This window comes from Achromobacter sp. 18P8.1.1, assembly GCF_057799415.1.
The window spans coordinates 1-19,397 of sequence record NZ_JBYOKH010000083.1; the positions used below are offsets into that span (position 1 = coordinate 1).

The 19,397-nt window shown below is 64.8% G+C and carries 15 protein-coding genes and 1 pseudogene; 7 read left to right on the forward strand and 9 right to left on the reverse strand.

Annotation, left to right across the window (positions count from 1 at the left end):
• Positions 1 to 366 (forward strand): annotated as a pseudogene (locus tag AC27VE_RS30050) (alpha/beta hydrolase); the annotation flags it as partial.
• A gap of 81 nt (positions 367 to 447) precedes the next feature.
• Positions 448 to 1,413 carry a Bug family tripartite tricarboxylate transporter substrate binding protein gene (locus AC27VE_RS30055; RefSeq protein WP_427956654.1) on the forward strand — a complete coding sequence of 322 codons (966 nt, stop codon included), beginning with the start codon at positions 448 to 450 and terminating at the stop codon, positions 1,411 to 1,413.
• 67 nt (positions 1,414 to 1,480) lie between these two features.
• Here the strand turns inward: AC27VE_RS30055 and AC27VE_RS30060 are convergent, their stop codons facing one another.
• On the reverse strand, positions 1,481 to 1,930 hold the full coding sequence (locus AC27VE_RS30060) for an Lrp/AsnC family transcriptional regulator (RefSeq protein WP_006226671.1): 450 nt from the start codon (positions 1,928 to 1,930) through the stop codon (positions 1,481 to 1,483).
• Between the two features lie 130 nt (positions 1,931 to 2,060).
• Here AC27VE_RS30060 and AC27VE_RS30065 point away from each other — a divergent pair, with 130 nt between their 5' ends.
• The 5 genes from AC27VE_RS30065 to AC27VE_RS30085 all read left to right on the forward strand — a co-directional run bounded on the left by AC27VE_RS30065 (position 2,061) and on the right by AC27VE_RS30085 (position 11,935).
• Positions 2,061 to 5,567, forward strand: coding sequence for an indolepyruvate ferredoxin oxidoreductase family protein (locus AC27VE_RS30065; protein ID WP_488705786.1), 3,507 nt, complete (start codon positions 2,061 to 2,063; stop codon positions 5,565 to 5,567).
• A 302-nt stretch (positions 5,568 to 5,869) separates the two neighbouring features.
• A complete protein-coding gene (locus AC27VE_RS30070) occupies positions 5,870 to 8,800 on the forward strand; it encodes a ribonucleoside-diphosphate reductase subunit alpha (RefSeq protein ID WP_427956659.1) in 2,931 nt (976 codons plus the stop codon).
• Positions 8,801 to 8,821: 21 nt separating this feature from the next.
• A complete protein-coding gene (locus tag AC27VE_RS30075) occupies positions 8,822 to 10,021 on the forward strand; it encodes a ribonucleotide-diphosphate reductase subunit beta (protein ID WP_088590287.1) in 1,200 nt (399 codons plus the stop codon).
• Between the two features lie 423 nt (positions 10,022 to 10,444).
• Positions 10,445 to 11,158, forward strand: coding sequence for a histone H1-like DNA-binding protein (locus tag AC27VE_RS30080; protein ID WP_088590286.1), 714 nt, complete (start codon positions 10,445 to 10,447; stop codon positions 11,156 to 11,158).
• Positions 11,159 to 11,374: 216 nt separating this feature from the next.
• Positions 11,375 to 11,935 (forward strand): YggT family protein, encoded by a 561-nt coding sequence (locus tag AC27VE_RS30085; RefSeq protein ID WP_088590285.1) that lies wholly within the window; start codon positions 11,375 to 11,377, stop codon positions 11,933 to 11,935.
• Between the two features lie 32 nt (positions 11,936 to 11,967).
• Here AC27VE_RS30085 and AC27VE_RS30090 read toward each other — a convergent pair whose 3' ends face one another.
• The 8 genes from AC27VE_RS30090 to AC27VE_RS30125 form a co-directional block, all read right to left on the reverse strand.
• Complete coding sequence (locus AC27VE_RS30090; protein ID WP_315139111.1) at positions 11,968 to 13,413, reverse strand: D-alanine--poly(phosphoribitol) ligase; 1,446 nt, start codon at positions 13,411 to 13,413, stop codon at positions 11,968 to 11,970.
• A 16-nt stretch (positions 13,414 to 13,429) separates the two neighbouring features.
• The gene (locus tag AC27VE_RS30095; RefSeq protein WP_427956666.1) at positions 13,430 to 14,557 is read right to left on the reverse strand and encodes an MBOAT family O-acyltransferase; all 1,128 of its coding nucleotides are present in this window, start codon (positions 14,555 to 14,557) and stop codon (positions 13,430 to 13,432) included.
• Between the two features lie 7 nt (positions 14,558 to 14,564).
• Positions 14,565 to 14,717 (reverse strand): hypothetical protein, encoded by a 153-nt coding sequence (locus tag AC27VE_RS30100; protein WP_006226663.1) that lies wholly within the window; start codon positions 14,715 to 14,717, stop codon positions 14,565 to 14,567.
• Positions 14,714 to 15,901 carry a D-alanyl-lipoteichoic acid biosynthesis protein DltD gene (locus tag AC27VE_RS30105; RefSeq protein WP_427956669.1) on the reverse strand — a complete coding sequence of 396 codons (1,188 nt, stop codon included), beginning with the start codon at positions 15,899 to 15,901 and terminating at the stop codon, positions 14,714 to 14,716. The genes AC27VE_RS30100 and AC27VE_RS30105 overlap by 4 nt, the downstream gene beginning before the upstream one ends.
• On the reverse strand, positions 15,879 to 16,118 hold the full coding sequence (locus tag AC27VE_RS30110; protein ID WP_006226661.1) for an acyl carrier protein: 240 nt from the start codon (positions 16,116 to 16,118) through the stop codon (positions 15,879 to 15,881). Before AC27VE_RS30110 ends, AC27VE_RS30105 begins: the two co-directional genes overlap by 23 nt.
• 437 nt (positions 16,119 to 16,555) lie before the next feature.
• Entirely contained in the window at positions 16,556 to 17,059 is a 504-nt protein-coding gene (locus AC27VE_RS30115) for an outer membrane lipoprotein (protein WP_006226660.1), read from the reverse strand.
• 203 nt (positions 17,060 to 17,262) lie between these two features.
• Positions 17,263 to 18,204: a carbohydrate kinase family protein gene (locus AC27VE_RS30120; protein ID WP_427956672.1), complete on the reverse strand. Its 942-nt coding sequence runs from the start codon at positions 18,202 to 18,204 to the stop codon at positions 17,263 to 17,265.
• 12 nt (positions 18,205 to 18,216) lie between these two features.
• Positions 18,217 to 19,397 (reverse strand): DUF3426 domain-containing protein (locus AC27VE_RS30125; protein WP_488705787.1); only part of this gene is annotated, 1,181 nt, incomplete at its 5' end.

Genomic DNA, 19,397 nt, shown 5'->3' on the forward strand with positions numbered 1-19,397 from the left:
GACGCCGTGCCGCGCACCGCCCCTGCCCCGGCCGAAATCCGCGCGCGCTTTCTGGCGACCTCGCCCAACCGCGATGTCCGCGCCGTCACGCAACGCCTGTGCGCCGAAAGCCCGCAGGTCCTCAACGACCGCTACCTGCTGCGCGTGGCGCTCGGCGACGCTTCTTTCAACGCGCCCGGCCTGTGCCTTGCTGCCGGGCTCGACACCCATGACCGCCATCCGCCCGGGCAGGACCAGGCGATCGCGCAACGCTATGGCTTTTCCCACGCCGTGCTGGCCGAACAGCCGCACTGCATGATGTACGCGGACCAATGGCAAATCAGCGCCGCCGCCATCCTGGCGTGGCACCGCGAGCAGTTCGGCTGAATCTTCATTCCCACGCAGCAACGCCAAAACAACGACACATGACCGCGCAAGCACGCGGCCAAGCGCAATCAGGAGACAAGCATGTCCATTCCCCGTTTTCTTCGCCCGGCGCTGTTCGGCGCCGGCCTTATCCTGGCCGCATCGACCCACGCCGCAGGCTGGCCCGAAAAGCCCGTGACGATCATCGTGCCGTCCGCGCCCGGCGGCGCCGCCGACCTGACCGCGCGAACCTTCGCCCAATACCTGGGCGAACAGACCGGGCAGACCGTGATCGTCGAAGACCGCCCCGGCGCCGGCGGCATCGTCGGCACCAATGCGTCCAAGAACGCGGCGGCGGATGGCTACACCTTCCTCTTGTCCACGAACTCCACGCACGCCGCCAACCAGTTCCTGTACAAGAGCCTGCCCTACGACGCGCAAAAGGACTTCCAGCAAGTCGGCATGCTGGGCACGTTCGGCACCGTCGGCGTCGTGGCGCCCGGCAGCCCCTACCGCACGGTGCCCGAGCTGGTGGACTACGCCAAGAAGCATCCCGGCGAGGTCTTCTTCGGCTACTACAGCTCGTCCTCGCAAGTGCCGTCGGAACTGTTCAAGCAGCGCGCCGACATCAACATCACCGGCGCGGCCTACAAGAACATCACGCAGATCATCACCGACCTGCGGGGCAAACAGATCAGCTTCGCCTTCGTGGACTACCTGACCGCGATGGGCCAGATCGACGGCAAGGGACTGATCCCCATCGCCGTCACGGGTGCGCAGCCGCACGCGGCCTGGCCCAGCGTACCGACCATGGCGACCTACTACCCGGATTTCGTCGTTGCCGGCTGGCTGGGCCTGTCGGCCCCCGCGCACACGCCGCCGGACATCGTGGCGAAGATGAACGGCTACATGCAGGCGGCAGTCAAGGATGAAGCCACGGCGAAAAAGCTGCGCGCCTTGGGTCTGACCCCGGAATCGATGGATGTCGCGCGCTTTGACGCCTTCGTGAAGGAAGACACGGCGCGCTGGAAGGAATGGATCCGCATTTCCGGCATCCAACCCCAATAAACCGCTGCGACGGCGGATTTCCCGCTACAAACATTGCGCCCTCTATATATAGAGGGCGCAATGCGCATCACAGCGGCAGGCGCTGTTCGTGCTTGATCTCGCGGAGCGCCACGATGGTGCGCGTCTGGCGGATGCCCGGCATGTTGAAGAGGAATCGGTGCAGGAACCGGTCGTAGGCCTCGGGGCTTTCCACCAGGATCTTCAACAGGAAGTCCGAATCGCCCGTGACCGCATAGCACTCTAGGATTTCGGGGGCATCGCGCACCGAGCGTTCGAAGTTCTCGACCGTACTGGAGGAATGCCGCTCCAGGCTGATCTGCGCGAACATGCATCCCAGCCCCACCTTGCTGCGGTCCACCTGTGCGCTATAGCCCTGGATGACCCCGCTGGCCTCCATGGCCTTCACCCGCCGCCATACCGGTGCGGCCGACAGGCCCACCTTCTCCGACAACTGCTGCGCCGAAGCCCGGCCGTCCTCCTGCAAGGCCTTGAGGATGCCGATATCGGTCTTGTCCATCGCTTTGTCTCCTGGTTTTTGTCGAACACGAAATGTTCATTGCGTATTATAGGGATAGCACGATCCGAAAACGCAATAAATCGAATGCTCCGCGAACCTATCATGGTGCGAAATACCAGGAGCATTCACTATGGACGGCACTCCCGCCCCCGAACCCCAGCTGGACCTTGAGTACCAGCTTGCCGACAACCTCACGCGGGAGTCCGGCCGCATCTTCCTGACCGGGACGCAGGCGCTCGTGCGCATCATGCTCACGCAGGCCCGGGTAGACCGCGAACGCGGCCTGAACACGGCCGGTTTCGTGTCGGGCTACCGCGGGTCGCCCCTGGGCGGCGTCGACATGGCGATGTGGAAGTCGAAGAAGGCGCTGGACGCCAGCAAGATCTCCTTCCTTCCCGGCATCAACGAAGACATGGCGGCCACCGCCGTCATGGGTACGCAGCAGGCCGGCGTGCGCGCCGACCGCAACGTCGATGGCGTCTTCGCCATGTGGTACGGCAAGGGCCCGGGCGTGGACCGCGCGGGCGACGCCCTGCATCACGGCAACGCGGCGGGCGCCTCGCGCAACGGCGGCGTGCTGGTGGTGGTGGGCGACGACCACACCGCGGTGTCGTCATCGATCCCGCACGCCAGCGAAGCGTCGCTGATCGGCTGGCAGATGCCCATCGTGCATCCCACGTCCATCGACGAATACGAGACCTTCGCGCTGTGGGGCTGGGCGCTGTCGCGCTATTCCGGCACCTGGGTCGCGTTCAAGGCCGTGTCCGAGACCATCGAAAGCGGCCACTCGTTCACGCCTGCCGCCGTGCACGCCTACGACATGCCCGCCGATCCGGACATGCCGCCTGAAGCGCTGGAGTATTCGGCGCGCGACTTCCTGTCGCTGGCCGTCGAAACGCGCATGAATCTGCGCATGAAGGCCGTGGCCGCGTTCGCGCGCCGCCACAGCATCGACCGCCTGACCTGTCCCGCGCCCCGCGCCACCGTGGGGATCGTGACGGTCGGCAAGGCGCATCTGGACACGATGGAAGCGCTGTCGCGCCTGGGCGTGGACACCGTCACCGCCAATGCGCCCGTGCGCATCTACAAGCCCGGCCTGACGTGGCCGCTGGATGGCGAACGGCTGCTGGACTTCGCGCGCGGCCTGTCGCACATCCTCGTGATCGAAGAGAAAGGCGCGGTCGTCGAAAGCCAGATCAAGGACCTGCTGTTCAACCGGCCCGACCGCCCGTCCGTCATCGGCAAGAAAGGCTTCGACGGCGAAACGATGGTGCCGTCGGCGGGCCAGTTGCGCCCGTCGCTGCTGGCGCAGCCGCTGGCCGGCTGGCTGACCCGCACGGCGGGCCTGCCGCTGGCCGCGGACCTGGCGGCGTTCGAGTGCCAGGCCGCGCTGTCCAACGACGCCGACGGCATGCGCCGCCGCCCCTATTTCTGTTCGGGCTGTCCGCACAGCACGTCCACCAAAGTGCCCGAAGGCAGCCAGGCGCTGTCCGGCGTGGGCTGCCACTACATGGCCGCCTGGATGGACCGCGACACTGGCGGCCTGACGCAGATGGGCGGTGAAGGCGTGGACTGGATCGGCTTGTCCCGCTACACCAAGATGCCGCACATCTTCCAGAACATGGGGGAAGGCACCTACTACCACTCGGGTTATCTGGCGATCCGCCAGGCCGTCGCCGCCGGCGCCAACATCACCTACAAGATCCTCTTCAACGACGCCGTCGCGATGACAGGCGGGCAGCCCGTGGACGGCCCGATCTCGGTGCCGCAGATCTGCCAGCAGTTGCGCGGCGAAAACGTGGCGCGCATCGTCGTCACCAGCGACGAGCCCGAGAAATACCAGGGCGTGGACCTGGGGCCGAACATCCGGGTGCACCACCGCCGCGAACTGGACGCGCTGCAACGCGAACTGCGCGAGATCCCCGGCGTGACCGTGCTGATCCACGACCAGACCTGCGCGGCGGAGAAGCGCCGCCGCCGCAAGAAGAACCAGTTCCCGGACCCGGCACGCCGCATGCTGATCAACAGCGCGGTGTGCGAAGGCTGCGGCGACTGTGGCGTGCAATCGAACTGCCTGTCGGTCGTGCCGCTGGAAACGCCGTATGGCCGCAAGCGCGCCATCGACCAGTCCAGCTGCAACAAGGACTACTCGTGCGCGGAAGGCTTCTGCCCCAGCTTCGTGTCCGTCATGGGCGGCAAGCCCAGGAAGAGCGCGGCGCCCAAGACCGATCAGGAACGCCTGCAACGCCTGATCGAACATCTGCCGCTGCCGGCCACGCCCGCGCTTGACCGCCCCTACCGCCTGCTCGTCGCGGGCATGGGCGGCACCGGCGTCATCACCATCGGCGCCATCGTGTCGATGGCCGCGCACCTGGAAGGCCTGTCGGCCGCGGTGCTGGACCTGACCGGCCTGGCGCAAAAGGGCGGCACGGTCGTCAGCCACATCCGCCTGGCGCCCGCTGGCGCCTCCGCCGGCCCCGTGCGCCTGGACTGGCAACAGGCCGACGCCGCCATCCTGTGCGACCCGGTGGCCTCGGTGGCGCCGGATTCGCTGGGCGCGCTGCGCCGCGGGCACACCCAGGTCACCGTCAACACGTACGTGGCCCCGGTCTCCGACTTCACGCGCAACCCCGATGCCGCCATGCGCCCCGAAGCGCTGCTGGCCAAGATCCGCCACGCGGCGGGCGAAGCCAACACGGCCGCCATCGACGCGCACGAAGCCGCGCTGGCCCTATTCGGCGACAGCATCCTGTCGAACATGTTCATGCTGGGCTATGCGTGGCAGCGCGGCGGCGTGCCGCTGTCGCAGGCCGCCATCAACCGCGCCATCGAACTGAACGGCGTGGCCGTCGCAGCCAATCGCGCCGCGTTCGACAGCGGCCGCCTTGCCGCGCATCAACCGGACGCGCTGGACAGCGCGCTGCGCCCGCGCGCCCAGGTCGTGCAGTTGCACGTGCCCGAGACCTTCGAACGCGCCGTCGCGCGCCGCATCGCGGACCTGACCGCCTACCAGGACGCCGCCTACGCCCGCGGATACCAGGACGTGGTCGAGGCCATCGCGGCCCGCGAACGCGAACTGGCCCCCGAGGCCAAGACCCCGCGCCTGGCGATGGCGGTGGCCCGCGGCCTGTTCAAGCTCATGGCCTACAAGGACGAATACGAAGTGGCGCGCCTGTACACGGGCGAAGCGTTCCAGGCGCAGCTGAAGGGCCAGTTCGAAGGCGACTACAGCCTGCGCTTTCACATGGCCCCGCCGATCTTCGCGCAGAAGGACCCGCGCACCGGCGTGCCGCGCAAGATGACGCTCGGCCCCCGCACCATGACCGCGCTGAAACTGCTGACCCGCCTGAAGGGCCTGCGCGGCACCTGGTTCGACCCGTTCGGCCGCACCGCCGAGCGCAAGATGGAGCGCGCCCTGATCGGCGAGTATCGCCAGACCATAGACCAGCTGCTTGTAGGGTTGACCCGGGACAAGCTCGCGCAAGCAGCTACAATCGCCGGCCTTGCAGAAACCATCCGCGGCTACGGCCACGTGAAGGCTGCGAACGTCGAGAAGTATCGGACGGAATTGGGTCGATTGATGCAGAGCTATACGGCACCGGCCCCGCGCGACATGCCCCTGCGGAAAACCGCATAAACATTCGCTCTGAGCGGTCCTGTCCTGGGCGCGCCTTACTGGGCGCGCCCAGTGCATTTAGTAACAATCTTTTGTGAGCTTCGTCATATCTTCTTCTTGTCCCTGTAGTTCTCGATCACTAGAATTAGTGTCCAACGAGGGGTGCTACACTATATGTTGTGGTCGCCTAAGCGCTGATTCTCGTCGGCCACGCCTTTTGGACTAGCCCGTCCAAGCGTTCCGACCCCCTCAAAAGATCCACATTCGTACCGGACATGACCGCCGTCATGTCGCTATCTACGCGTTTTCGCACAGGAGCTTCCATGCAGACTACGATCGCCTCTGTGACCCGGCCTTCGGCCGTGCCGCCCTCGCAAACCGATTCCCCTGCCGACGCCAATGGCGGGCAATGGGCCAGCTACAACATCATTCGCCGCAATGGCTCGGTGGTCGGGTTCGAACCCAGCAAGATCGCCATCGCCATGACCAAGGCTTTCCTGGCCGTCAACGGCGGCCAGGGCGCAGCGTCCGCGCGGGTGCGCGAGCTGGTCGAGAACCTGACGGGCCAGGCCGTCAATGCGCTGGTGCGCAACCGCCCGAACGGCGGCACGTTCCATATTGAAGACATCCAGGACCAGGTCGAACTGGCTCTGATGCGCTCGGGCGAGCACGACGTCGCCCGCGCCTACGTCCTGTACCGCGAGAAGCGCACGCAAGAGCGCGCCGCCGCCGCTGCCGCCGAAGGCCAGGACAAGGCCGCCGCTGCCCCGCAGGAACACGTGCTGAACGTGACCGATGCCGGCGTGCGCCGCCCGCTGGACCTGGCTGAACTGCGCGCGACCATCGTCGCCGCCGGCGAAGGCCTGGACGAATTCATCGACAGCGAAGCCATCCTGAAGGAAACGGTCAAGAACCTGTACGACGGCATCCCCGTCGACGAAGTGTTCAAGTCCGCCATCCTGTCCGCGCGCGCGCTGGTCGAAAAGGACCCGGCCTACAGCCAGGTCACCGCCCGTCTGCTGCTGCATACGATCCGCAAGGAAGTGCTGGGCGAAGAAGTGTCGCAAGACGGCATGGGCGCGCGTTACGCCGAATACTTCCCCACGTTCATCGCTCGCGGCATCGAAGGCGGCCTGCTGTCGCCCGAACTGGCCAGCTATGACCTGACCAAGCTGGGCCACGCACTGAACGCCAAGCGCGACCTGCAATTCGGCTACCTCGGCCTGCAGACCCTGTACGACCGCTACTTCCTGCACATCCGCGGCACCCGCATCGAACTGCCGCAGGTCTTCTTCATGCGCGTGGCCATGGGCCTGGCGCTGCGCGAAGCCGATCGCGAAACGCGCGCCATCGAGTTCTACGAGATCCTCTCCTCGTTCGACTTCATGAGCTCGACGCCGACGCTGTTCAACTCGGGCACGCTGCACTCGCAGCTGTCGTCGTGCTACCTGACCACCGTCTCCGACGATCTGGAAGGCATCTACGACGCCATCAAGGAAAACGCGCTGCTGGCCAAGTACGCCGGCGGCCTGGGCAACGACTGGACCCCGGTTCGCGCACTGCGCAGCCACATCAAGGGCACCAACGGCGAAAGCCAGGGCGTCGTCCCGTTCCTGAAGGTCGTCAACGACACCGCCGTGGCGGTGAACCAGGGCGGCAAGCGCAAGGGCGCGGTTTGCACGTACCTGGAATCGTGGCACCTGGACATCGAAGAATTCCTGGAACTGCGCAAGAACACCGGCGACGAACGCCGCCGCACGCACGACATGAACACGGCGAACTGGATTCCCGACCTGTTCATGAAGCGCGTCATGGAAGCCGGCGAATGGACGCTGTTCTCGCCGTCGGACTGCCCTGACCTGCACGACAAGGTCGGCCGCGCGTTCGAAGAAGCCTACATCGGCTACGAAAACCGCGTTGCCAGCGGCGAGCTCAAGCTCTACAAGAAGATGCCGGCGCTGACGCTGTGGCGCAAGATGCTGTCGATGCTGTTCGAAACCGGTCACCCGTGGATCACGTTCAAGGATCCGTGCAACATCCGTTCGCCGCAGCAACACGTGGGCGTCGTCCACAGCTCGAACCTGTGCACCGAGATCACGCTGAACACCAACGAATCCGAAATCGCGGTGTGCAACCTGGGTTCCGTGAACCTGGTCGCGCACATGAAGCCGGCTGCCGGCGGCGGTTTCGAACTGGACCACGACAAGATCAAGCGCACCGTCAGCATCGCGATGCGCATGCTCGACAACGTTATCGACATCAACTACTACGCCGTCGAGAAGGCCCGCAATTCCAACGCGCGCCATCGTCCGGTGGGCATGGGCATCATGGGCTTCCAGGATTGCCTGCAGATGATGCGCGTGCCGTATGCGTCGCAAGCCGCAGTTGAATTCGCGGACCGTTCGATGGAAGCGGTGTGCTATCACGCCTACTTCGCATCGAGCCTGCTTGCCGAAGAACGCGGCCGCTATCAGTCGTACGAAGGTTCGTTGTGGTCGCGTGGCATCTTGCCGCAAGACACGTTGAAGATGCTGCGCGATGAGCGCGGTGGCCATGTTGAAGTCGATGAATCGAGCTCGCTCGATTGGGATACGTTGCGCGCGCGCATCAAACAGCACGGCATGCGCAACTCCAATTGCGTAGCAATTGCCCCAACCGCGACTATTTCCAATATCATTGGTGTATCTGCGTGCATCGAACCTACTTTCCAGAACTTGTACGTCAAATCGAATCTCTCCGGCGAGTTCACGGTCGTTAACGATTACCTCGTGCGTGACCTGAAGAAACTCGGTCTCTGGGACGAAGTCATGGTCGCCGACCTCAAGTACTTCGACGGCAGCCTGTCCCGCATCGATCGCGTACCTTCCGAACTCCGCGAACTCTACGCCACCGCGTTCGAAGTCGAACCGAGCTGGCTGGTTGAATGCGCGTCGCGCCGTCAGAAGTGGATCGATCAGGCTCAGTCGCTGAACATCTACATGTCGGGCGCATCGGGCAAGAAGCTGGATGACACCTACAAGCTGGCATGGCTGCGTGGTCTGAAGACGACGTACTACCTGCGTACCCTGGGCGCCACCAGCGCCGAAAAATCCACGGGCCGCGGCGGCGAACTGAACGCCGTCACCGCCGGTGGCCAATCCACGGCTGCGGCTGTGGGCGCCGCACCTGTTTTGCCGGAACCCGAAGTTCTCGGGGCGGTTTGCACCATGCGGCCGGGCGACCCCGGCTTCGAAGAGTGCGAAGCCTGCCAATAACCGCCTCCGGAGAATTGAATCATGATTAATTGGGAAGACGACACCCTCGCCACGCAACCTGCAAAAGCCCCCGCCCCCGCGGGTGGCGGGCAGGCTGCGCCCGAAGTCCGGGCGGCGACCGGTGTATTCGGCGACACCGCCATGCCCACGCCCGCCGCGCCTGAACACGCGGCCGGCCTCGCCGCGAGCGGCACCGCCACCTCGCAACGTGTAAAGGTTGCTGACAAGCGCATCATCAACGGCGAAACCGACGTCAACCAGCTTGTGCCTTTCAAGTACAAGTGGGCGTGGGAAAAGTATTTGGCCACGTGCGCCAACCACTGGATGCCGCAAGAGATCAACATGTCGCGCGACATCGCCCTCTGGAAGAACCCGAACGGGCTCACCGAGGACGAGCGCCGCATCGTCAAGCGCAACCTGGGTTTCTTCGTCACGGCCGACTCGCTGGCCGCGAACAACATCGTGCTGGGCACCTATCGCCACATCACGGCGCCCGAATGCCGCCAGTTCCTGCTGCGCCAGGCATTTGAAGAAGCGATCCACACGCACGCCTATCAATACATCGTCGAAAGCCTGGACCTGGACGAAGCCGAGATCTTCAACGCTTACAACGAAGTTCCGTCCATCCGCGCCAAAGACGAGTTCCTGATCCCGTTCATCGACGCGATCGCGGACCCCCACTTCAAGACGGGCACGCCCGAAGCCGACCAGACGCTGCTGAAGTCGCTGATCGTCTTCGCATGCTTGATGGAAGGCCTGTTCTTCTACGTGGGCTTCACGCAGATCCTGGCGCTTGGCCGCCAGAACAAGATGACCGGCGCCGCCGAACAGTACATGTACATCCTTCGCGATGAATCCATGCACTGCAACTTCGGCATCGACCTGATCAACACCGTCAAACTGGAAAATCCGCATCTGTGGACGCCGGAATTCCGCGAAGAAATTCGAGAACTCTTCCGCAAAGCGGTCGAACTCGAATACGCTTACGCCGAAGACACGATGCCGCGCGGCGTGTTGGGCTTGAACGCACCTATGTTCAAATCCTACCTGCGCTTCATCGCCAACCGTCGTTGCCAGCAAATCGGTATCGAACCGCTGTACCCGCAGGAAGAAAATCCCTTCCCGTGGATGGCGGAAATGATCGATCTTAAAAAGGAACGCAACTTTTTTGAAACTCGCGTGATCGAATACCAAACTGGTGGCACGCTGAGCTGGGAGTAAAAGCAGTTCGTCATCAAGCCCGACGCGGGCACGCTCCAGCAACACGGAGCGTCGCGTTCGCGACAGGCTTGATGGCGCTCTCCCTGGTCAGGGTGTTCTGTCACCGGGCCGCCTCAAGGCAAAACACACCCCCTCGAGGGGCAGTAAGCCGAAGGTGCGGCGTGGGGGCAATTTCGAACACGTAGAACAAGCGGTCGGCGGCCTGTGATCAGGCTGCGACCGGCGCCATTTGAAATGGCTCGCGCCAAAGGAGCGGGGGCCATATCAAATGGCTGTGCCGAATTCATTAGCGCAAACCGTAGTAGCTGTTGCTCGCACAGAACAGCGGCATGCGCCGATGAATAGCCCGGGCACGGTTCGCCTTGTTGGCGAGTCGGGGCACGGGTTTAAGTTCTGGGACCCCTGAACCTAAGGAGCATGACCATGGCAACAGCCAAGAAAGCCGTAAAGAAAGCAGCGGTGAAGAAGCCCGCCGCCGCCAAGAAGGCAGTCGCGAAGAAGGCCGCACCGGCCAAGAAAGCCGCTGTCAAGAAGGTAGCTGTCAAGAAAGTCGCCGCCGCCAAGAAGCCGGCAGTGAAGAAGGTTGCCGCCAAGAAGCCGGCAGCCAAGAAGGTCGTCGCCAAGAAAGCGGTAGCCAAGAAGGCCGTCGCCAAGAAAGCGGTAGCCAAGAAGGTCGTCGCCAAGAAGGCGGTTGCCAAGAAGGCCGTCGCCAAGAAAGCGGTAGCCAAGAAGGTTGTCGCCAAGAAGGCGGTTGCCAAGAAAGCCGTCGCCAAGAAAGCGGTAGCCAAGAAGGCCGTCGCCAAGAAGGCTGTTGCCAAGAAAGCGGTAGCCAAGAAGGCCCCCGCCAAAAAGGCCGCTGCCAAGAAGGCGCCTGCTGCCAAAAAGGCTCCTGCTGCCAAGAAGGCCGTAGCCAAGAAGGCCCCCGCTGCCAAGAAGGCTCCTGCTGCGAAGAAGGCTCCTGCTGCCGCCAAGCCGGCTGCTGCTGCCAAGCCCGCCGCTGCCAAGAAGCCTGCTGCCAAGAAAGCCGCTCCGAAGAAGCCCGCAACGCCTCCGTCGTCGACGGCTGCTGCCCCGGGCGCGAAGACCGCGCTGAACCCCGCCGCGTCGTGGCCGTTCCCGACGGGTGGCCGTCCGTAATCAGGACGGTTGAAGCCCTGGCTTCACCAGAGCCGCCCGGCATGCCGGGCGGCTTTTTCACGCCCGTCGGTAGTCACGACGCGGTGGCTTGTCGCCGCCCAGCGCCTCCACGACAACGCGTTTTCCCCTGAGGGGCCGCAATCGTGCAGAGGGTGTACAGCGTACGGGCAACTCCCATGCGACAATTGACTCCTTCTTTTTTCGGCGAACGCGTCCATGCTCGGTGATATCTTCCGCTTTCTCCTCGAAATCGTGTTCACGCTGTTTGGCGCGGCATTGATTGCCCGCGCCTGGATGCACGCGATCCGCCTTCACCCGTTCAACCCGCTTTCGCGCGCCATCTACCAGGCCACGAACTGGCTGGTGATGCCGCTGCGCAAGATCATTCCCGCCGGCAACAAGATCGATTGGACGAGCCTGGTCGCAACCTGGCTGGCCGCGCTGGCCTATATCGTGCTGATCTGGCTGGTGTCCATCGGCGCGCTGATTCCCGCCGCGCTGTTGCCTGCCGCCATGGGCTCGGCCCTGCTGATGGCCATCAAATGGGCGCTGAACCTGGTGGTGTGGCTGACGCTGATCCAGGCCGTGCTGTCGTGGGTCAACCCGACCGCTCCCATGATGCCGCTGCTGCAATCGCTGACGGCGCCCATGCTGGACCCCATCCGCCGCCTGCTGCCGCGCACGGCCATCGACTTTTCGCCGCTGGTGCTGCTGATCGTGGCACAGGTGCTGCTGATGGTGCTGAACAACCTCAGCCAGCGCATGATGGGACTGTAAGACGGCGGGGCCTTGCGCCCCGCCCTTGATCGCTACGCCGGAATGCCGGCGTAGATCTCGACCAGCTTCTTGCGGTCGATCTTGTGGTTGTTCGACATCGGCAGCGCCGGGCACGCCACCAATTCAGACGGCACCATGTAGGGCGGCAGCCGCTGGGCCAGCCGCTCTTTCCAGCCGGCCAAGGCGTCCGGCGCCAAAAAACGCGCCTCTGCCGCTTGCGCCGCGCCCGCCACGAAACCAATCAAACGCACCGCCGTGCCGTCAGGCCGGCGCAAGACCGCGCACGCGCCGCCTTCCACACCGGGCAGGCCGTGCAGGGCCTCGTCGATCTCTGCCAGTTCGATGCGGTAGCCGTTCAGCTTGATCTGGTCGTCCATGCGGCCGCGGCAGAACAGCAGGCCGCCCTCTTCCATCTGCCCCAGGTCGCCCGTGCGGAATGCGCGGCGGCCGTCGGCGTAAGTGTAGAGCTTGGCTTCGTTCAGGTCGGGACGGTTCAGGTATCCGCGCATCACGTGGTCGCCCACGATGCAGATCTCGCCTTCGTCCACGATCAGCACGCTGTCGGGCTTGGCATGCCCCACCGGCAGCGGGTCATGCGCGGCCAGGACGGCATCGGTGACTTCGATCCAGGTGGTCGCCACGGTGGCTTCCGTGGGGCCGTAGGTATTCAGGATGACGGCGCCGGGGAAACGCTGGCGCAGCTTCTTGGCCAGCGCCGCAGGCAGCGGCTCGCCGCAGAAGAGAAACGTGCGCAACAGCGGCAAGGTCGCCGGCGAGAAGTCGCGGTTGGCCAGCTGCTGGTGCGCGAACGACGGGGTGGACACCCACACCGTCACGCCATGCTCGGCCAGGCGGGGCATCCAGGTGCCGGCGGACGCGATCTGTTCACGGGCGTTCAGCACGCAAGCGCCGCCCGAGGCCAGGGTGGCGAACACTTCATACATGGACAGGTCGAAGCTGAACGGCGCCTGGTTCATGAACACCGGCGCATCGCCCAATCCGAAGCTGCCCAGCATCCAGTCGCCCAGCAGGCCGACGCTTTCACGGCCGATCTGCACGCCCTTCGGGTCGCCCGTGCTGCCGGACGTGAACATGACATAGGCCAAGCCGCGCTCGGCCAATTCGGCGCCCTCACCCGGCGTGAACGTGCCGGCGGCGGCGTCGTAGACGGCGGCGGCGCGGACGATCTCGACGATGCGGCGCAGGCGCTCGGCCGGGTAGATGGTATCCACCGGCACGAACGGCGCGCCGATCAGCAAGGCGCCCACCATTGCGACGAAGAACGAGGCTTCCTTGTGGCCGTAGATGGCCACCGGCACATCCGGAGCCGCGCCGTTCTTGCGGGCCTCGTCGGCCCAGGCGGCCGCTTCGGTGCGCAATTGCGCCCAGGTCAGGCTGCGGTCGGCGGCGGCCACGGCCAGCGCCTCGGGCGCCACGTCCGTGTCGACGAATTGGAAGGACTTCAGGTCGAAACGCATGCCGAAACTCCCGGCGTCAGATGGGGCTGCGGCCGCTGAACACGTACAGCGCCAGCGCGGCCAGAATCAAGGTAAGCACGCGGCCCAGGAAGCGCATGACGGGCTGCGCCAGGGCGGCCTGCAAGGCGGGGCGGGTGCGCGAGGCGTTGATCAGCAGGTTGTGGCCCACCGAATACGCGCCGAACATCAGGCCGCTGACGATGTAGTGCAGCGACAGGCCGTTCCACACGCCCATGGCCAGCAGCGTCGCGAAGATGCCGATGTTCTGCGCCGCCATGCGATGGCGGCCGAAGAACTTGGTCTTGCTCAACGCCTTGTAGATCGGCATGAACACCACGTCACGCAGCCACTCCGACAGGCTGATGTGCCAGCGGCGCCAGAAGTCCTGCGGATTGAGAGTGGCCAGCGGATTGCGGAAGTTGATCGGCAGCGTGAAGCCGAACAGCATGCCGATGCCGATCGCCATCGTCGAATAGCCGGCGAAGTCGAAGAACAGGTAGGCGCTGTAGAGCGACGCGTTCAGCGCGACGCCCGTGAACGAGTAGTCGTGCGCGTCCAGCGTGGACAGGCCGTAGCGCCAGATCAGTTCGGCCAGGCCGAACTTCTGGATCACGCCCAGCATGATCAGTTCCAGGCCGGTCAGCCACGTGCTCAGGTTCACGCCTTCGTAGCCGCGCTTCAAGTCCGCCTGGAAATTGCGCCAGCGGTACATCGGGCCAGCCAGCAGCGTGAGCGGGAAGAAGAGATAGATGAAGTAGTCCAGCGGCGACACGCGTTCGTTGCGCTGCGCGAAGAGCAGCACGTCGATGGCGCGGAAGGTCGCAAACGACAGGCCCAGCATGGCGCCCAGGTGCGATACGCCCGTCTTCACCAGCAGCAGCGGCGTCATCGTGATGACCACGGCGAGCCAGGTGGGAATGTAGTTGCGGCGCACGGCCCACAGCGCGCTGCCCGAAATGGCCAGCAGCGCAATGGGCTGATAGGGGCGCGCCCAGAACACCGCCATCCACACGCCCAGGCAGATCACGCCGATGATGTGGCGGTAGCCGATGCGGAACGGCATGCCGAACGAACGGTACGCCAACAGGCCAAGGCCCCCGAACAGGGCCCCGCCGAAAAAGCTCAAGCTTGCGAACAATTCCATGGCGCGGTCAGAACTGTTGGTATTGGAATTCGACCTTGATCGGTCCGCCGCTGCCCGTGGTGGGCTGCGCCTGCAGCACGAACACCAGGATCACCCCGATGTACAGGCAAAGATGCCAAAAGAAGCGGCGCGCCGCGCCCTCTTTGCGAAAGAATTTCATCGGGAAAAGTACTCCGCAATGCCTTGGTCCGCCATCGCCCAGCCGAGTTCGGCCAGATGCATGTCGTCGCGCACCATGCCGGGTTCGAACGGGATGCTGTAGAGATCCAGGCAACCCATCTGATACCGCTGGCACATGCCCGTAATGGCAGCCACCACCGGGTCGAAGCGCTCGACGTCCAGGATGAGCTTGGGATTGAACGGCTGAATGACGAAATACGCCTTCACCTTGCGCTTTTGCAGCAAGGCCATGACGCGCGACAGGTCACCCAGCTCGGTGCGGGTGATCGGGTCCACGTCGGCGAATTCGTTGCGCGCTGGCGAATACAGCGACGCCAGGTACTGCTTGTAGTAGTCGTCGCGGACGTCGTAGGGATTGTTGCTGCCCAGGCCGCGTTCGACTTCGCGCGCCTCGTGCGTCAGCCGCCCCCACTGCCCTTCGTTCAGGCGGGCGGACGATGGCCAGGACACGAAGCGGTGCGCCGGCACGGACAGCTTGCTGCGCGGACGGTCAGGCGCGGGCTCTTTGCGGGCGTGCCACCACAGCGACAGCTTGTCCTTGAGCTCGGCCACCTGGCCATTGGCGATCAGCCACAGCAGTCCCCAGTTGGCGTTGTCGCTGATCCAGTTCTGCATCTGCTCGCGCGTGTTCGGCTGGTCCCACAGGCGGTCCCAGACCGGGCCCGTCACGTGTTCGGCGAACGCGCTGCGCGGCAGCTGGCCGCCTGAAGCGAACCAGGCGGGCGACACCATGATCACCAGCCGCGTGTTCGGCGTGAGCGAATCCGCGACGGACTCCAGCACGCTGACGATGCCGTAGGACTGGAACATGGCGTGGCCGTAGGCCAGCGTCGGCACCTTCAGCTCTTCGGGGAAGAAGCGGTAAGGCACGAAGCGCAGGTCATGGCTGGACAGTTCGGACGACCCCAGCACGACCAGCGTGCCATCGCTCAGGGCGTTGCCCAGGCGATTCAGGTTGACGTGCTGCGTGCCCCAGTCCGGCCCCAGGTTGGGCAGGTAGTTGCTCTTGTCGGCAGCGGCCGCAGCCGCGGACGACACCGGCGTCACGATGCGGCTGAGCAGGTCATCCGCGCCGCAGTATGCCCCGAACGCCAGTGCCACGGCGGTCGCGGCGGCCGCGACGTGGGACCACAACTGCGAATTACGAAGTATGGGCAGCGACATAGCCGGCAAGCGTGCGGACCGACTGGAGGTGCTCGGCGATCTCGGGAGCCGGGATGCTGCAACCGTACTCGGACTCGACGGCCAGCGTGATGTCCACCGCAGCCAGGGAATCAACCAGGCCAGTGGCAATCAACTGCGTATCGGGGGTGACTTTCTTCATGACGATCGACTCGACGATCTCGCCGATCTTGGTGTGGAGTTCTTGCTCGGTATGCATAGATAGTGCAGGTTGCCTCGTCGGCAAAACATCCCCATCCCCTGGGATTCAGGTAGACGAGAATACAGAAAAATGCTGAAGCTCAACTGACGGTTCCAGCGATCCAGACCGGCAGCAGGATGCACTTGGTTACATCAAAATCGAATCGCGATGCCGATCGCAGGCGCAATCATTGCACTTTGGCCGTTGAATCGCCATGAAACTTTTGGGGTAAATCGCGAGAAAAGGCTGGCAAACGTAACGCCTGCGGGTAAATCCCGGGTGCTGCGTTGCGGCGGAACGACAGATTCCGCCGTTTTCGTGGTCTCCGTTCGCCCTGCCCCCAATTTTCGGTGGCGGATTTTCGGGCAAAAACCCTATCCCGGGAAACGGCGCTGCCCCGCCGGCTCCAGGCGAAAAAAAGCCCGCTTGCGCGGGCTTTTCTGCGGCCTTGCCGATTACATCGGCGTGACGCGGGTCGGACCCGAGCCGCTGATCACCTGGACGCGTTGGCCCACGCTGACCGGCACGTCGGCTTCCTGGGCGACCACGCGGGTTTCGCCGTTATCCAGGCGTACGGTGATTTCGTAGCCGGAATTCTTGCCGACCTGGTTCTCCACGGCGTTGCCCGCCAGTGCGCCCAGGATGGCGCCGCCAACGGTAGCGATGGTGCGGCCCGTGCCGCCACCGATTGCGTTACCCGCCACGCCGCCCAGTGCGCCGCCGGCCAACATGCCGACACCGCTGGATTTGTCGTTCTGGATCACGATCGGGCGAACGCCCGTGACCGTGCCGGTACGGACGATCTGCTCACGCTGGGCTTGGTCATAGCTATACACGCCGCTGGATGCGCTGCGATTGGCGCAGCCACCCAGGACAGCCATCGACGTCACGACGGCTGCGATGGCCAACCACCGGCCAGTACGCGGCGTCACCAGGGAAAGAGATTTGCTTTGGTTCATTTGGACTCCTCGATCGGGCACTGCCGACGATGCTTGATCATACTCCGCCCGGAAGTAGCGGCACTCGCAGCTGCAACACACTGAAACTCACAGCCAAAAGCGGAAAACAGCATCTGAATGCGGCGGCCGCCCGGCCGCCGTCCTTCGAAAACGCGATGGGTTCGACCGCAAACCCGCATCGCGGTTCCCGACGAGGCCAGCAATCAGGCCGGCAGGTGAATGCCGTAGGTCGCGTGCAGCACGGCGTCGATGTCCGCGCGCGACGGCGCGTGGTTCTGCGGACCGCGCGATGCGATCTTGATGGCGCCCATGACGTTACCCAGGCGGCAGCTGTCTTCCCAGCTCCAGCCGCTGGTCAGGCCATAGAGCAGGCCGCCGCGCTGGGCGTCGCCGCAACCCGTCGGGTCGACGACCTGCGAGGCGCGCACCGGGGCGATCTGGATGGTCTTGCCGTCCGTGTACAACGTCGCGCCTTCGGCGCCGCGCGTCACCACCACGGCTTGAAGCGTGGAGGCGATGTCGGCCACGCTGCGGCCGGTGCGCTGTTCGACGATGCCCGCTTCGTAATCGTTGACGGTCAACGCCTGCGACAGTTTGAGCATGCGTTCCAGATCGGCGCCGTCGAACAAGGGCATGGCCTGGCCCAGATCGAAAATGAAGGGGATGCCGCGGCGGTGCAGGCGTTCGGCATGGGCGAACATGCCTTCCTTGGCATCCGGGGCCACGATGGCCCAGGCGGCCTCGGCGTCGCTCACGTCGTTTTCCGCGGCGAACGCCATGGCGCCCGGGTGGAAAGCGGTGATCTGGTTGTCGTCCAGGTCGGTCGTGATGAAGCACTGCGCCGTGAAGGTGTCAGGGATGACCTTGACGCGGCTGGTGTCGATACCCAGGCCCGACAGGCGTTCCATGTATTCACCGGCGTCTTCGCCCACCGTCGCCACCGGCACGGGTTTGCCGCCCAGCAGGTTCATGGTGTAGGCGATGTTGCCGGAGCAGCCGCCGTATTCCTTGCGCATGCTGGGCACCAGGAAGGACACGCTGAGCGATTGGATGCGGTCAGCAAGTATGTGCTCTTTGAAACGGCCTTCAAACACGGCAATCGTGTCAAACGCCATCGAGCCACAAACCAGTACGGGGGTCGCCATGTTTGTCATCCTTTAGGGAAAGAACTTATCGAGTTGGTAGCCATTGACCTGGACACCGGTCACTTCAATGGGTACGGAAATCTTGAGCTCGCCAGCCGGGCCGAACGGGCCGCTCAACTGTTCGGGCGTCAGGTAGTTTTCGGGCATCAGCACTTTGCGCACGACCACCGTATCCGACAGGTCGGTCAGGTCCAGCACCAGGGCCGGCCAGTGCTGCGGCTTGTCGTAGCGGTTGCGCAGCACCAAATTCAGCACCAGGCGGCTGCGGCCATCGTCGATCGCGGCGGCGCCGGGCGGCGGCTGCAGCGACGAAGAGGAAATCGCGATGCGCTCCAGGCGCCGGGCATAACCGACCGTGCAGCCCAGCGGTTTGCAGGCGACGTCCAGCACCGGCCGCAGGACCGGTACGGAATTGGCGATGTCGGTGCGGTAGGCGTACACCAGTTGCAGGCCCAGCGTGATCAGGCCCAGCAGGCAGGCGTAGCCCCACACTTTGCGCATGAGGCCGCGGCGCTCCTGCCGGTCCTGGTCCAGGAATTCGGGCGGGGCGCGGCCCACATCGGTGGCGCTTGAGTAGCGGGTACGCGTTTCACCCAGCACCGGCTCACGCGTGTCGTCGTCTTCGGGCTCGTCGTCGTAATCGCCGTCGTCGCGAATGCGGTGATGGCGGATGCGCGGATCGACGGGGTCGTCGGCGCCGTCGTCGTCGAGGTAGCGGTCATGTTCGTCATCACGGGCGTCATCGCGGGCGTCGTCGGCGGTGAATGACGGCTCGGCTTGGGCGGCGGCGCGGCGGCGGGCGTCCCAATCGATGACGGGCTCGCTGTCGCGCGACGCGATGATGGGTTCGCTGCGCAAGGGCGGCGGGGCCGGCGGCTCCCAGCGGGGCGCAGGCTCGCGAATCGGCGCGGGCGGGCGGGCGAAGGCGGCGTGGCGGTCGCTGTCGCGCAGATCGCTGTTGTCTTCGCCTTCGTCCTCGGCATCGTCTTCGGGCAGGTCCGCCTCAGGCTCGACGCGCCGACGGATGGCTTCGCGCCCGCGCAGCACGGCCGGCGGCACGGCGGGCGCGGCCGGGGCGGGAGCTGGCGGAGCAGGAACGAAAGGAGCGGAAACGGAAGGCGCGGGAACAGACGGCGTGTAAACCGGCTCGTCTTCCCACGGGGCGATCTGTCGCGGTGGCTCGGCTGACGGGC